Here is a 14,050-nt window from a genome sequence, read left to right on the forward strand (position 1 = left end):
GGTCACTTTCGGGTGGTGTCGGTCGGGTCGAAGGCGTCACGCAGGGCGTCCCCGAAGAGATTGAAGGCCAGGCAGATCGCGGCGATCGCCAGACCCGGGAAGATCGCGGCACTGGGTGCCCGGAAGATGTATTGCTGGGCATCGGACAGCATGATGCCCAGGCTCGGTGTGGGCGGCTGGATCCCGAGTCCGAGGAACGACAGCAGGGCCTCACCGATGACCGCCACGGGCATGATGACCGTGGCCTGCACGATGATGGCCGAGGTCGCGTTCGGGAGCACGTGGCGGAGCATGATCCAGGCGGGTGAGGCGTCCATGGTACGGGCGCCGAGCACGAAGTCGCTCTCCTTGATCCGTAGCGTCTCGCCGCGGACCACGCGGATCATCGTCGGGATCTGCGCGATCCCCAGCGCGATCGCGGCGTTGTTCAGGCTCGGTCCGCTGATCGCCGCCAGGCCCACCGCGATGATCAGGAACGGGAAGGCCAGGGTCACATCGGTGAGCCGGGAGATCACGGCGTCGAACCCGCGGGAGTAGCCGGCCAGCAGACCGAGCGGGGTGCCGATGACCACGGCCAGGAGCACCGAGAGCACTCCCACCTGCAGCGAGGTCTGGATGCCGAACAGCAGCCGCGAGAGGACATCGCGCCCCAGATCGTCCGTACCGAGCGGGAAGCCCTCGGTCAGGGGCCGCTGGAACGGGGTGTCGAAGTGCACCTCGGTGGGCGGGTAGGGCGCGAGGATCGGGGCCAGGAGTGCGGCCAGCACGACGACGAGGAGCATGATGCCGCCGGCGATGCCCAGGGGATTGTGCCGGAGGGAGGACAGGATGCGGCCGCGGCCGGAGCCGAGGCCGGCGCCGCCCTCCACGGGGGTCAGTGTCTCGACGGCCATCAGGCAGCTCCTCCGACGCGGATCTTGGGGTTGATCACCGAGTACAGGATGTCCACGGCGAGATTGATCAGGATGTAGCTGACGGTGATGATCAGCACCACGGCCTGGATGACCGGGTAGTCACGCGTGAAGACGGCGTCGAGCGTGAGCTTGCCGAACCCGGGCAGGGCGAAGATCCGCTCCGTGACCACGGCCCCGGAGATGAGCCCGCCGAGCTGCAGGCCGACGATCGTCACGACGACGATCAGCGAGTTCCGCAGACCGTAGCGCACGAGGACGCGGCCCCGGCCGAGGCCCTTCGCCCGCGCGGTCCGGACGTAGTCGGTGGTCATGGTCTCGATCATGGAGGCCCGGGTCTGCCGCATGATCACCGCGGCCAGGCCCGTGCCCAGGATCAGGGCCGGCAGGGTCAGGTAGTAGAGACCGCGGAGCGGGTCCGAGAGCACGTCCACGTAGCCCGACGCCGGGAACCACCCCAGCGTCACGGCGAGGTAGAGGATCGCGAGGATGCCGAGCCAGAAGTTCGGTACGGACAGGCCGATCAGGGCCATGGCGTTGGCCACCCACTCGGGCCAGCGTCCCCGGAAGCGTTCGGCGACGACGCCCAGCAGGATCCCGACGACGATGGCTACGACGATCGCGTAGGCCGAGAGCCAGAGGGTCACCGGCAGGGTGGTGGCGACGAGCTCCGTGACGGGCGTGCCGGTCCGCGTCGATTCGCCGAAGTCCCCCTGGAACATGTTGCGGACGAAGGCGACGTACTGCGTGAGGAGCGGCTGGTCGAGGCCGAGATCGGCGCGGACGGCGGCCAGCTGCTCCGGGCTCGCCTCCTCCCCCGCCATCGCCAGCGCCGGATCGCCGGGGAGCTGACGCACCCCGATGAAGACCACGAGGGAGGCGAGGACCAGGGTGAGCACCGACTGCCAGAGCCGGGTGAGGACGTAGCGCCCCATGTCAGTTCTCCTTCTCGACGAAGGCCGCACTGCTGAGGTGCACCACGCCGTCCGTGAAGGTCTCCACACCGGTGACGTCGGTGCTGTAGGCCGTCAGATTGCGTTGCCGGTAGAGGTAGATGATCGGATTGTCCTCCTGGAGGAGGGCGACGGCCTCACCGTAGAGCTTTGCGCGCTCGTCGACGTCGTTGCTCCGTGCCGCGCCGGCGAGGAGCTCGTCCATGGCGGGACTGCTGTAGCCCGAGTAGTTGTTGCCCCCGCCGGTCGAGAGGAAGTTGGACATGTTGCCGTGCGGGTCCACGCGTCCCGACCAGCCGAGCTGCAGCGCCTCGAAATCGCCGCGGGACTGCACATCGAGCAGCGTGGAGTACTCCACGGGCACCACGTTCAGCTCGAAGCCGCCGTCGCTCACCGCCGCCTGGAGCGCCTGGGCGTAGCGCAGGGTGTCCGGGGTGTTCGTGACCTGCATCTCGATGGCGTAGGGCACCTCCACCCCGGCGTCCTCGAGCAGCTGCCTCGCGCCCTCTGGGTCGTAGGGCGGACACGCCGCGCTGACCTCGGTCGCGAAGGGGCTCGTCGGGGAGATGGGCGAGCACGCGGGCTCGAACCAGCTGTTGAACACCGTGTTCACGAGCGCCTCGCGGTCCACCGACATGGACAGGGCCATCCTGACGGCCCTGTCCTGCGCGAGGGGGGTGTCGATGGTGCCCGGAGGCTCTCCCGCACCCTCGGTGTTGCCGACGTTCACCGTGAGCGCCTGGTAGCCCAGGGATCCCACCTGGAGCACACCGACGCCGTCCTCCTTCAGGAGCGCATCCACGTCCTGCGGGGAGATGGTGTCGGCGACCTGCACGTCGCCCGAGCGCAGGTTCGCGGCCCTGATGTTGGCGTCCGTGATGATCCGGTAGGTGATGGTGTCGAGGTGGACGCTCTCGCGGTCGTAGTAGAGGGGGTCCCGCTCCACCGAGATGGAGGTCTGCGGCACCCGGTCGACGAATTTGAACGGGCCCACGCAGACCGGGCTCTCGCCGAAGTCCGCGCCCTTCTCCTCGATGGCCTGCGGCGAGAGCATCATGCCCGCCCGATCGGCCAGCGCCGCGGTGAGCGGGGCGAACGGCTTCTCGTAGGTGATCTCGACCGCGTCGGAACCGACGGCCCGGATGTCGCTGATCGGCCCCAGCTCGCCCTTGCGCGTTGAGCCCTCGAAGGTCAGATGCCTCTCGAGGGTCGCACGGACGGCCTCGGCGTCGAACGGCACACCGTCGGCGAACGTGGCATCGGTGCGCAGGGGGACGGTGACGGTCAGGCCGTCCTCCGAGACCTCCGGCAGCGCCGTCGCCAGCTGCGGGACGATCTCGCCGGCCGCATCGATGTCGTACAGCTTCTGGCACATGGTCTGCATGACGTAGCGCGTGTAGAGGGAGGACGACGTCGTCGGATCGAGCCGGTCCGGCTCGGCGGAGAGGGCCATGACGAGGTCCCCGCCCTCCTGGATCGCCTGCGTCCCGGCCTGGGCGGAGGTCACGTCCTCACGGTCCTCCGTGGCGGGCAACGGCTGGATCGGCTGGCACGCGCTGACGGTGACGACGACGGCGGCGGCCGCCGCGAGTAGTCCGGCAGCTCTGCCGGGAGTCCTGCGGTGGGCTGTGATGCGGGTGGGATACTGCATGGGTTCCTCACGAACGGGCGGGTGGGAACTGCTTCGGTCATGCTCTCCTCGATTGAATACAATCGCAGAACCGACTGTAGGCTTCGTATACAAACAGATCAAGCTTTTTTGTGAAGGACATCACTGTGCGGAAGTATCGAGTGCCGACGGAGCGCCTCCAACTCTGGCTCATGCTCGCCCTGACCTTCTCGACCGGCGTGATCGACGCGGTGGGCTATCTGGGCCTGGACCGCGTCTTCACGGGCAACATGACGGGCAATGTGGTGCTCCTCGGCATGGCCTTCGCGGGCGGTGCCGATCTGCCGATCCTCCGGCCCGCCCTGGCGCTCGTGTTCTTCATGGTGGGCGCGGCACTGGCCGGGCGCGTCCTGCGCAAGGGTCCGGAGGGCTGGTCCGCCCACACCTCCCGCTCCCTCCTCACGGTGACGCTCGGGCTGGCTGCGGTCGCGGTGTACACCGCTCTCGTGGACGTCCACGCCGAGGAACTCCTGGGCAGCATCACGACGTCGGGGCTCGCGACGATGATGGGCGTCCAGGCCGCGACCGCGAAGCGCCTGAAGGTCGCCGAGATCACCACCGTCGTCGTCACGTCGACCATCACGGGTCTCGCCGCCGACTCACGGCTGGCGGGGGGCAGGAGTCCGTTCTGGGTCCGGCGGTTCTCGGCGATCGCCCTGATCCTGGCGGGCGCCGTGGTGGGAGCGCTGACGCTGAGGGTGGACCTCTGGCTGGGCATCGCCGTCTCCGCGCTGCTCTCCGCCGTCGTCACCGTGCTGGGACACGTACGGTACCGGCAGGACCGCACCGTGACCGCCTCAGAGAACGTGAAGAAATCCGCACTACGGTAGGAGGCATGGAACAGGTCGATCAGCCGTACGAGTACCACCGACTGGCGCTCTCATGGCCGCAGCACCGCTGGTGGAAGCCGCTCGTCACCGCCCTGCTGGGTACGGCGATCTACGTGGTCTTCACCATCGCGCTCCTCGTCGTCGCCGTGATCGTCCTCTTCGCGACCTCGGCGGACCTCGACCGGTACCTGGACGCCGCCGCTGTCATCGATCTGAGCGATCCGGCGATCTTCGCCTTCACCCTCGTGTCCCTGATCCTCATGATCCCGGCTCTCGTCCTGGCCGTGCTGATCATGGGACCGAAGCCCATCGGTCTGCTCTCGTCCGTGGCAGGCCGGATCCGCTGGCGCTGGTTGCTGGTCTGCGGTCTGGCCGCCCTGGGCGTCTTCGCCGCGAGTCTCGTGGTGTCCTTGGTGATCGGCTTTTTCTTCCCGGAGGAGTCCGCTGCCGTGCCCGTGCCGCAGGACGGCTCGCTGCTGGTGTTCATGCTCGCACTGTCGATCCTCGCGGTGCCCTTCCAGGCCGCCGCGGAGGAGTACGTGTTCCGCGGGTTCCTGATGCAGGCGATCGGCAGCTGGCTGCGCCACCCTGCCTTCGCGATCCTGCTGCCCGTCCCGCTCTTCGTCCTCGGGCACGGCTACGACCCCCTGGGCCAGACCGATGTGGCGATCTTCGCCGTCTTCGCGGGCTGGATCACCTGGCGGACCGGCGGTCTGGAAGCCGCGATCGCGGTCCACACGGTCAACAACATGACCATCTTCGTCCTCGGCGCCCTCGGCCTCGTCGACGTCAACTCCTCGGAGGGCTCCATGGGCGGGCTCGTGGTCTCCGTGGTCACCACGATCGTGATCGCCGTGGTGATCCTCCGTCTGGCGGAGCGCCGCGGGATCTCGCGGACGCGGTCGGTTCCTCCGCCCGCTGCGATCCGCCCGATCGCCCAGCCCGCCTGGGCGGGGCCTCCCCACGGCAGGAACGATCGCTCCGGCGGGCAGCCCCTGGCGCCTGTCGGGCTTACGGCGCCTGCCGGGCCGTCGATGCCTGGTGCCTCCTGGGACCCCGAGCAGTACGATCCGGCGCAGTACGCTGCCGCGCACCGTGATGCAGTGCACCGTGATGCAGCGCACCGCGAGCCTGCGCCCCACGACCCCGCGCGGTGGCCGACCGCCGACCAGCAATCCGCAGCCGCGCAGCAGCCCGAGCCCGCACAGCGGCCGACGTCGTCCGCTACTCCGGAAAGCCGGCCGGACCGCAGCGAGGACGCCGTGAGTGGAGTGACGACCGCCGCGGTGCCCCCTGCCTCGGCGCCGACCCCGGTCACCCCTCCGGAGATGCGGTGTGCGGACCCGGCGCAGGAGTCGCAGGCCGGGGGCCATCCCTCCGGCCCGGCGCATCCGCCCGGTCCGGGCTACCCTTCCGGCACCCCCTACCCCGGCGGGCCGGGATACCCGGGCGCAGGGAAGGACGGCTCGGAGGCAGGGCCTCCGGCACCATGATGCCGGCGGACCGCTTGGCTGCTCAGCCCTCGACCCGTAGACCCATGCTCTCGGCCAAATAGGGCGCCAGCAGCTGCAGCTGGTAGTCGTCCACGGTCGCACCACGCAGACCATCGAGCCCGTTGATGGTGCGGAAGCTGCTCGTACGCAGATCCACCTCCTTCAGCTGCGCACCGTCGAGAGTCAGCGTCCCGAGGGTGCAGTCCTGCAGGGCCACGCGCGTGGCTCGCGCACCGGAGAGATCCAGCTCCCCGATGATGCAGCCGCTGATGAGCACATCGGTCAGCCGGGAGCTGCGGAGATTGACGTAGTCGAGTTTGCCGCCGTCGAGGTGGACACCGTCGAACCGGCTGTCGTAGAGCTCGGCCGAACCCCAGCGCGTGCTGCGCAGGGAGGTCTCGCGCCAGCTGCTGCGCGCTGCGCGGAAGACCGGGGCGAACAGATCCTCGATGGCGCACTCGATGAAGCGAGCGCCGCGCAGCTCGGTGTCGTCGAGGGACACTCCGTCGAGGATGCACTCCTGCAGCGTGATTCCGGCCAGATCCCTGCGGTCGAGGGCGAGCCGCTCGTAATGCTCCCCTTCGCGGTGGTCGCCGTCCAGCAGGCGGGGCTCCGCGACCACGGTCATTCCCTGGGGCGGTCGCAGGGACAGGTGTGGCGCCTGGGTGGCGCCGCGTGGTCGCGGGGGCATCTTTTCGCTCCGATCATCGGGATGCTGCTCTCGGCGTCGCAGCGGCGCCTCCATCAAACCACTCGACGACGTCGGGGGGGCCGCGTCGGCGCCGGGAGGGCGTCTGCCGTTGATCGTGACGGTCTTTCACCCCAGCCCCCGCAGACCTACAGTGGGTGGACCCGACCCGGAAACCGCAGCCGGGGCCACAGCCGGACATCAGCGGGACCAGCACGAGAACGGAGCGGTCATGTCGAAGCAGGAGACCACAGCGGAACACTCGCTCCTGAAGGTCCTGGGTAACTGGGACGCCCTCGCCCTGGGTTTCGGTGCCATGATCGGTTTCGGGTGGGTGGTGCTCACAGGAGGGTGGATCGCCTCGGCGGGGACGGGCGGAGCAGTGCTGGCCATGATCACGGGTGGGGTGATCATGGGCGTGGTCGGCCTCACCTACGCAGAACTGACCGCGGCCATGCCGAAGGCCGGCGGTGAGCACAACTTCCTGCTCCGCGGTATGGGTCCGCGGTGGTCCTTCGTGGGGTCCTGGGCCATCACGGGCGGCTACGTCACCATCGTCGCGTTCGAGGCCGTGGCCCTGCCCCGGACGGCCGAATACATCTTCCCCGATCTCAGCCGCATCCCGCTCTGGACCGTGGCCGGCGACGAGGTGCATCTGACCTGGACCCTCGTCGGAGCCCTCGCGGCGGTGGTCATCACGCTGATCAACATCCGTGGCGTGAAGATCGCCGGGGCGGCGCAGACCTTCGTGGTCGTCTTCCTCCTCGTCATCGGGCTGATCCTGATCCTCGGCAGCTTCACCGGCGGCTCGACGTCGAACATACAGCCGCTCTTCACAGGAGGGACCGCGGGCTTCTTCTCCGTCCTGGTCGTGGTGCCGTTCCTGTTCATCGGCTTCGACGTCATCCCGCAGTCCTCGGAGGAGGTGAACATCCCGGCCCGGCAGATCGGGCGGCTCGTGGTCGTCGCCGTGATCCTCGCGACCCTGTGGTACGTCATGACCATCCTGACGACGTCGTCCGCCATGCCGGCGGCCGACCTCGCCGACGCCGACATCGCGACGGCCGACGCCATGGGCACCATGTTCGGCTCCGATCTCATGGCCAACGTCCTGATCGCCGGCGGGATCGCCGGCATCATCACGTCGTGGAACTCGCTGCTGCTGGGAGCCTCCCGACTGATGTACTCCATGGCGCGCTCCGGCATGCTGCCGCGCTGGTTCGGCGTACTGCACCCGCGCTACCGGACCCCGGTCAACGCGCTCGTCTTCATCGGCGCGCTCTCCTTCGCGGCCCCCTTCTTCGGCACGGAGATGCTCGGTTGGCTGGTCGACTCCGGAGCCCCCAGCATCGTGCTGGCCTACATCCTCGTCTCCGTCGTCTTCGTCATCCTGCGTCGGCGCGAGCCCGGGATGGACCGGCCGCTGCGGGTCGGCGGCCGCGGCCGGGGCGGGGTGGTGATCGGCTGGCTCGCCGCCGTCCTCTGCGTGGCCCTGCTCAGTCTGTACCTGCCGGGCATGCCCGCGGCGCTCACGCCTCCGCCGTGGATCCTGTTCGGCCTGTGGTGGGTGCTCGGGGTCGTCTTCCTGCTGCGCATCCCGCGCGGGATCGCTGCCGGCCCCGATGCCGAGGAGCGCCTCCTCGATCGGCTGGCCCAGCCGCGCTGACCCGCACCGCTGCAGGAGAGCGGCAGGAGTGCGCCGTCCGGCACCCTAGGCTGGACAGCATGGAATCTCCGATCGAGAACTATCTGAAACTCATCCACGCGGAGATCTCGGAACTACGTGACGGCAAGCCTTACAGCACCATCCCGGCGATGGCGGCGGTCAATCCCGACAACTTCGGCATCTGCCTCACCACGGTGGACGGCTACATGTACGAGATCGGTGACACGCGTGAGGAGTTCACCATCCAGTCGATCTCCAAGCCCTTCACCTACGGCCTGGCGCTGTCCGATCTGGGGATGGACGCCGTCGATGCGAAGGTCGACGTGGAACCATCGGGGGACTCGTTCAACGAGATCTCGCTCGCTCCGGGCAGTGGCCGTCCGTCGAATGCGATGATCAACGCCGGCGCACTGACGGCCACCTCGCTCATCCGGTCCCGCGGCGGCAACACCCGTTTCAAGCGCATCGCCAACATCTACTCGCAGTTCGCCGGCCGGCAGCTCGGCGTGGACGAGAAGATCTTCCGCTCCGAGCTCGAGCACGGCCACCGGAATCGGGCACTGGCCTACCTGCTGCGCTCCTTCGACATCATCGAGGACGATCCGACGCCGGTGGTCGAGGACTACTTCCGCCAGTGCTCGATCATGGTCAACTGCATGGATCTCTCGGTCATGGCCGCGACGCTCGCCAACTCGGGCCGCAACCCGCTGACGAACGTCCAGGTCATGGATCTCCTCCCGGTCGAGCGGGTGCTCTCCGTCATGACCACGTGCGGCATGTACGACGACGCCGGGGCCTGGCTCACGACCGTGGGCATGCCCGCCAAGAGCGGTGTGGCCGGCGGGACCATCGCCGTCCTGCCCGGACAGGTGGGCCTGGCCGTCTACTCCCCGCCCCTGGACGAGCACGGCAGCAGCGTCCGTGGCGTGGCCGCGAGCCAGCGGCTGTCCCGCGACATGGAGCTGCACTTCGTCAGGGCCGCGCGGGCCGGACGTTCCGCGATCCGCGCCACCTACGACATCACGGCTGCACCCTCGGGCATCCGGCGCACGGACGAGGCCGTGGAGGTGTTGCGCGCGGAAGGGCACCGTGCCATGGTGATCGAGCTCAACGGCGACCTGCTCTTCGCCGGGACGGAATCGATGGTGCGCGAACTCAGCAGCCTGTCCGAGGACATCACCTACGTGATCCTGGATCTGCGCCGCGTGGACGAGGTGGCCGACGTCTCCCTCCGCCTGCTCGGTGAGGCCCGCCAGAATCTGCTCGATGCGGGCTGCGAACTGGTGCTGATCGACCGCGAGAGCACGCTCACCGAGACGTTCAGCGACGCCGACCACCCGGTCCCCACGTTCGACACACGGACCGCTGCCATCGAGTGGTGCGAGAACGAGCTCATCGGGCGGTACGGCGAGGATCTGCTGATGCCGACGGAGGTGGAGGTGGGCCAGTGCCCGGCGCTGAGTCCGCTGAGAGCGGCCCACATCGCCGCCCTGACCCATCGGATGGAAGAACGCGTCTACGAGAAGGGCCAGGTGGTCCGGCGCGTGGGGCAGTCGTTCGGCGGTGTGTACTTCATCGTGTCCGGGAAGATCCTGACCTCGGCACCCGGGCCCACCGGCGAGCGCCTGAAATTGAGCACACTCAGCGCCGGGATGACCTTCGGCGAGCTGGCCCTCGGCAGTGACGACCGCCAGGAGACCACGGTCAAGGCCCTGGAGCGTTCGCGGGTGGAGGTCCTCACCGCGCAGACCATCCAGGAGATCGAGGAGGAGGATCCACGGCTCGCCGCGGAACTCTGGAAAGCGCTCACCCGCGACGCCTACGCCCGTGTGGACCTGTACCTGCGGGAGACGGCCGTGCGGATGCGCGACTGAGCAGGATCCCGGGTCGGGTGCGCGGCCCGGTCAGCGGACGACGTCTGCCTCGGCGACCTCCTTCAGTCTCCGGAGGGTGCGCCGGATGTTGCCGCGCTGGAACGCCGCGAAGGTCCTGCCCCCGGTGGCGAGGTGATCGAACACGCGAGCGATGGCATCGGGCCACGGCCTGTCGTCCGTCCAGGTCTCGGTGACGAGGGTCCCGCCGTCGTGGTCCCCGAAGGTGTACCGCCAGGTGGCGATCCGGGCGGCCAGGCGGCGCTTCGGGCCGCCGATCTCATGGACGCGGAACGCGAACTCCCTGCCCGGCTCGGCGCGCGTGACGGTGCAGAGCGTGCTCCAGCTGACCCGGCCACGCGTGTTCCACCCGACGAACTCGTCCCCCACCCGGGCCGCGCCGTCGTTCCGGCGCCTGGCCCCCTTGTTCTCGGGGCTCCACTCGCCCATCCTCGTGACGTCACCGACCATCCCGTACAGCTCCAGCGGTGACCGGTGGATCACGATGCTGTCCGTCACCGACGTCGTTCGTGCCGCATGCCCCGCACGTCCCATACTTTTCCCTGGCCTCCCGCGCATCCCGCGCATCCCGGGACCGGGCCACTCCGCCCCGGTCGCGGGTCAGTCTACGGGCGGAAGCACGTGGCAGCCGGGTCCCGGCCCGGTCGGGCGTGGTGCTGCAGCACCTAGACTGGCCTCGGCGCGGCCGGGGCGGACCGCATGGAACCGAGGACGGGACACACGCGATGACGGTGCTGATAGCGGGCTGCGGAGATCTCGGGACCGAGGTGGGGCTGCGCCTGGCGGCCACGGGCGAGCGCGTGATCGGCTGGCGGCGCTCCCCGCAGCACCTGCCGTCCGACATCGAGGGCGTCGCAGTCGACCTCACCCAACACCTGCCGACCATCCCGCACGATACCGACGTCGTCGTCATCGCCACCGCCGCCGGGGAGCGCACCGAGGCGGCCTACCGCAGCGCCTACGTGGACGCGACGGGGAACGTCCTCGATGCCCTCGAGCGCGACGGCGTCAGGCCGCGGCGCGTCCTCTTCGTCTCCTCGACGGCGGTGTACGGGGACTTCGACGGTGATTGGGTCACGGAGGAGTCACCGGCCGACAGTGCCGGCCCGACGGCCCGTCAGGTCAGGGCCGCCGAGCAGGTCCTCCTCGAACGCGCCCCCGGCAGCGGTGTGGTGCTGCGACTGTCGGGGATCTACGGCCCGGGCCGTACCCGGCTCATCGACCAGATCACCGGTGGGTCGGCCGTCCTGCCCCGCGAGATCCAGTGGACGAACCGGATCCACCGGGATGATGCGGCGGCGGCGATCGTGCACCTGGTGACCGCGGTCGAGTCCCCGGAACCGGTCTACCTGGGAAGCGACGAGGAGCCGGTGGATCTGGCCGAGGTGCTGCAGTTCCTCGCCCGGGAACTGGGAGTGGCCGAGCCCCCGCGCGGGGAGGCGTCGTCGGGCCGGGGTGGTGCACGCCGCGTGGACAGCAGTCTCCTGCGCTCCACGGGTTTCTCCTTCACCTACCCCACGTATCGCCAGGGGTATCGGGCCGTCCTGGCCGCAGAGGGTGTCAGGCATCCCTAGGGTGCACGCCGGCAGGCCCGCGGGTCGGCGCGGCCAATCGGCCCAGCCGCACCAGTGACCAGACGAAGATGCTGACGACGAGCAGATTGCGCAGGGTCAGCAGCACGGCGACCGCCGACTGCAGATCGTAGCGCAGCGCGTCGTAGAAAATCGGGTAGACCAGTGTGGTGAGTCCGGCGGTCACCAGCATCGCGATCGCCGGGTACCGCCACCGCACCGCCTGGCCGAGCGCGAGTCCCACGGCGATCACGGCCGCGATCCACAGCATGAACTGCGGCGAGCCCACCTTGTTGAAGACCACGAGGGCGCTCACGAGGGCCAGCGAACCCGTGGCCAGGAGGGCGTCGCCGGGAACGCCACGATGCCTGGCGACCGCGAGGACGACGGCGATGAGGACCACCGAGAGGACCAGTAGCGGCGTCATCAGGGCCCCCACCACTTCGCTCAGCGCCCCGCGGACCTCCATGGTGTTGATGACCTCGTCCTCGAAGAAGTAGGCGCCCGAGGTCCCCGCGATCGCCTGCCACACCCCGGGAGTGCTCAAGGGCGCCTCGAGCTGCATGCCGCGGGCTCCCTGGGCGCTGAGGAACCCCGAGAGGTGACGGAGGTCCCCGAAGATTCCCACGACGACGGCGATGACGGCAGTCAGTGCCGCGCCGGCAGCCAGGATCGCCAGGCGTGACCTCTGCAGGACAACGAGCGCGGCCAGCAGGACGACGGCGGGCCAGACCTTCATCCAGGTCGCCGCGCTCAGCACGAGGGACGCGATGAAAGGGCGGGTGGCGATGACGAGGAGGGCGGTGATGACCATCGGCGCCGTCAGACCGTCGATCCGTCCCACCGCCACCGGGCCCAGCAGCGCGGTCACGCCGAGCCACCAGTAGGCGGCGGTGTACGACGACGGTGTGCCCCGCCGGACGAGGACCGCCGTGGCCACGGCGTTCAGCGCGGCGAAGAGGACGAACCAGGCCAGCTGGTACAGGTGGGGGCCGAGGATCGTGGCGACGAGCATGGGCACGAAGGCTCCCACGGGATATACCCAGGCCGTGTCGATGCCCTCCCAGATGCCGTCGTTCAGGGCCTGGTACGCCCACTCGCGGTAGAACCGGATGTCACTGAGCACTCCCCCGCCGATGATGAAGGGCAGCAGACGTGCGAGGAACCCGACATGGATCAGCCCGAAGACCACCCATACCGGGCGGGCGCGGTTCCGGATCTCCGGTCGGGGCGGGCGGATACGCACGGAGGACTCCTGATCGGCGGGTGGCGGCAGGCGCAAGTCTGTCATTCAGTGCGGATCGCGCGCCACTTCGCGGATCAGGGAGACATCCTTTTCGTCCGTCTTCTCGTGGACTGACTGTGCGGTCTGCAGTTCGATCATGCGGTCAAATCGAGCGGATAGACCCGGAACCTCACGCCGTCGACCTTGCGATCGGCGAGCGGACGGACGTGGTGCCCGTCGCCCTGCAGGCCGCCGGTGAACGGGCCGGACGCCGTGGTGGCTTTCACCGAGCGACTCGTTTCCTGCACGACGTGCCCGAGGGGGTCCGGGCAGGCGCCTTGGAGTTCCAGCACTACCTGGCTCGCGAACGACTGGGCATCATCCCCGACGAGCTTCCCGGCGGACACCTGATCGCGCCGGCCATCCCGCGGGGTGTAGCGCAATGGCTCCTGAACGTCGCCGCTCGGGCCTGAGACAGAACGCTGTTGTTCGAACGAGGGGCTGGCTGTCATGGCGGTGGTCAGTGTCAGACCCATGTGACTGTGTCTCGATCCGTCGACCGGACTCAGCTGCGATGAAGGCGCTGGGGTCCTGAAGGCCACGTGAGACGGCGTCGGACGCCCTACGCGTCGTCGTCGAGCGGCGGGCCGACGGCCTCGAGACCGTAGGTGGAGCCGACCCTGTTCCACTTCGGCACCTCGACGTCGGGCGTCTGGCCGTCCGTGCCCGGCAGCCGGTGCTCGGCGGCGGGAATGCCCACCTCGTCGTAGAGATCGAACAAACCGCCGGGCTGGGCGAACCCGATGAACCGGACGGGTACAGCTCCCGTGACCCGGAAGGCGTGGGGCAGACCGGCGGGAAGCCAGACGAAGTCACCTGCACCGAGGTGGAAGGTCTCCTCCCCGGCCCGGTAGGTCATGGTGCCCTCGAGCAGGAAGAACTCCTCGGCCTCCCTGGTGTGCCGGTGCAGGGGCGTCGCCGTGCCCGGAGGCTGGGTGACGACGGCGATGTCGAGGCTTCCGCTCTCGCGTGAGGAGATGAGGCGTTCGAACAGGGAGCCCATGGCCCAGGTAGCAGGCGCCGTGCCCGCTGCGCGATGCACCACACGCGCGGAGGGCCGCGCCGAAGTTGTACTCATCGCGGCTGTGTTCA

General features: G+C 69.1%; 13 protein-coding genes. 5 read left to right on the forward strand and 8 right to left on the reverse strand.

Annotated elements, in window-relative coordinates; all coding sequences use genetic code 11:
- Window positions 1–2: 2 nt before the first annotated feature.
- Genes Q0747_RS08845 through Q0747_RS08855 form a run of 3 tightly spaced genes read right to left on the reverse strand, consistent with a single transcriptional unit; the run spans window position 3 to window position 3,515 of the window.
- Entirely contained in the window at window positions 3–893 is an 891-nt protein-coding gene (locus Q0747_RS08845; RefSeq protein WP_298253670.1) for an ABC transporter permease, read from the reverse strand.
- The gene (locus Q0747_RS08850) at window positions 893–1,846 is read right to left on the reverse strand and encodes an ABC transporter permease (RefSeq protein WP_298253671.1); all 954 of its coding nucleotides are present in this window, start codon (window positions 1,844–1,846) and stop codon (window positions 893–895) included. Before Q0747_RS08850 ends, Q0747_RS08845 begins: the two co-directional genes overlap by 1 nt.
- A 1-nt stretch (window position 1,847) precedes the next feature.
- A complete protein-coding gene (locus Q0747_RS08855) occupies window positions 1,848–3,515 on the reverse strand; it encodes an ABC transporter substrate-binding protein (RefSeq protein ID WP_298253673.1) in 1,668 nt (555 codons plus the stop codon).
- 125 nt (window positions 3,516–3,640) lie between these two features.
- Here Q0747_RS08855 and Q0747_RS08860 point away from each other — a divergent pair, with 125 nt between their 5' ends.
- Both Q0747_RS08860 and Q0747_RS08865 read left to right on the forward strand, forming a co-directional pair.
- Window positions 3,641–4,363 carry a YoaK family protein gene (locus Q0747_RS08860; RefSeq protein WP_298253675.1) on the forward strand — a complete coding sequence of 241 codons (723 nt, stop codon included), beginning with the start codon at window positions 3,641–3,643 and terminating at the stop codon, window positions 4,361–4,363.
- A gap of 5 nt (window positions 4,364–4,368) precedes the next feature.
- Window positions 4,369–5,856 (forward strand): type II CAAX prenyl endopeptidase Rce1 family protein, encoded by a 1,488-nt coding sequence (locus tag Q0747_RS08865; protein ID WP_298253677.1) that lies wholly within the window; start codon window positions 4,369–4,371, stop codon window positions 5,854–5,856.
- A gap of 22 nt (window positions 5,857–5,878) precedes the next feature.
- Here Q0747_RS08865 and Q0747_RS08870 read toward each other — a convergent pair whose 3' ends face one another.
- The gene (locus Q0747_RS08870; protein ID WP_298253678.1) at window positions 5,879–6,478 is read right to left on the reverse strand and encodes a pentapeptide repeat-containing protein; all 600 of its coding nucleotides are present in this window, start codon (window positions 6,476–6,478) and stop codon (window positions 5,879–5,881) included.
- A 298-nt stretch (window positions 6,479–6,776) separates the two neighbouring features.
- On the opposite strand from Q0747_RS08870, the gene Q0747_RS08875 reads away from it, so the two are divergent.
- Window positions 6,777–8,210: an APC family permease gene (locus Q0747_RS08875; protein ID WP_298253680.1), complete on the forward strand. Its 1,434-nt coding sequence runs from the start codon at window positions 6,777–6,779 to the stop codon at window positions 8,208–8,210.
- Between the two features lie 59 nt (window positions 8,211–8,269).
- The gene (gene glsA, locus Q0747_RS08880) at window positions 8,270–10,084 is read left to right on the forward strand and encodes a glutaminase A (protein WP_298253682.1); all 1,815 of its coding nucleotides are present in this window, start codon (window positions 8,270–8,272) and stop codon (window positions 10,082–10,084) included.
- Between the two features lie 30 nt (window positions 10,085–10,114).
- Here glsA and Q0747_RS08885 read toward each other — a convergent pair whose 3' ends face one another.
- On the reverse strand, window positions 10,115–10,600 hold the full coding sequence (locus Q0747_RS08885; RefSeq protein WP_298253684.1) for an SRPBCC family protein: 486 nt from the start codon (window positions 10,598–10,600) through the stop codon (window positions 10,115–10,117).
- Between the two features lie 155 nt (window positions 10,601–10,755).
- On the opposite strand from Q0747_RS08885, the gene Q0747_RS08890 reads away from it, so the two are divergent.
- Complete coding sequence (locus Q0747_RS08890; protein WP_298253686.1) at window positions 10,756–11,676, forward strand: SDR family oxidoreductase; 921 nt, start codon at window positions 10,756–10,758, stop codon at window positions 11,674–11,676.
- Here Q0747_RS08890 and Q0747_RS08895 read toward each other — a convergent pair.
- The 3 genes from Q0747_RS08895 to Q0747_RS08905 form a co-directional block, all read right to left on the reverse strand.
- Window positions 11,663–12,964, reverse strand: coding sequence for a glycosyltransferase 87 family protein (locus Q0747_RS08895; protein ID WP_298253688.1), 1,302 nt, complete (start codon window positions 12,962–12,964; stop codon window positions 11,663–11,665). The two genes, Q0747_RS08890 and Q0747_RS08895, sit on opposite strands and share 14 nt — an antisense overlap.
- 89 nt (window positions 12,965–13,053) lie before the next feature.
- The gene (locus tag Q0747_RS08900; RefSeq protein ID WP_298253690.1) at window positions 13,054–13,434 is read right to left on the reverse strand and encodes a hypothetical protein; all 381 of its coding nucleotides are present in this window, start codon (window positions 13,432–13,434) and stop codon (window positions 13,054–13,056) included.
- 86 nt (window positions 13,435–13,520) lie between these two features.
- Window positions 13,521–14,036, reverse strand: a complete 516-nt coding sequence (locus Q0747_RS08905; protein WP_298253692.1) for a cupin domain-containing protein — start codon at window positions 14,034–14,036, stop codon at window positions 13,521–13,523.
- Between the last annotated feature and the right edge of the window lie 14 nt (window positions 14,037–14,050).

The sequence above is a fragment of the uncultured Arthrobacter sp. genome, assembly GCF_947493765.1.
Classification (GTDB): Bacteria; Actinomycetota; Actinomycetes; order Actinomycetales; family Micrococcaceae; genus Arthrobacter_D.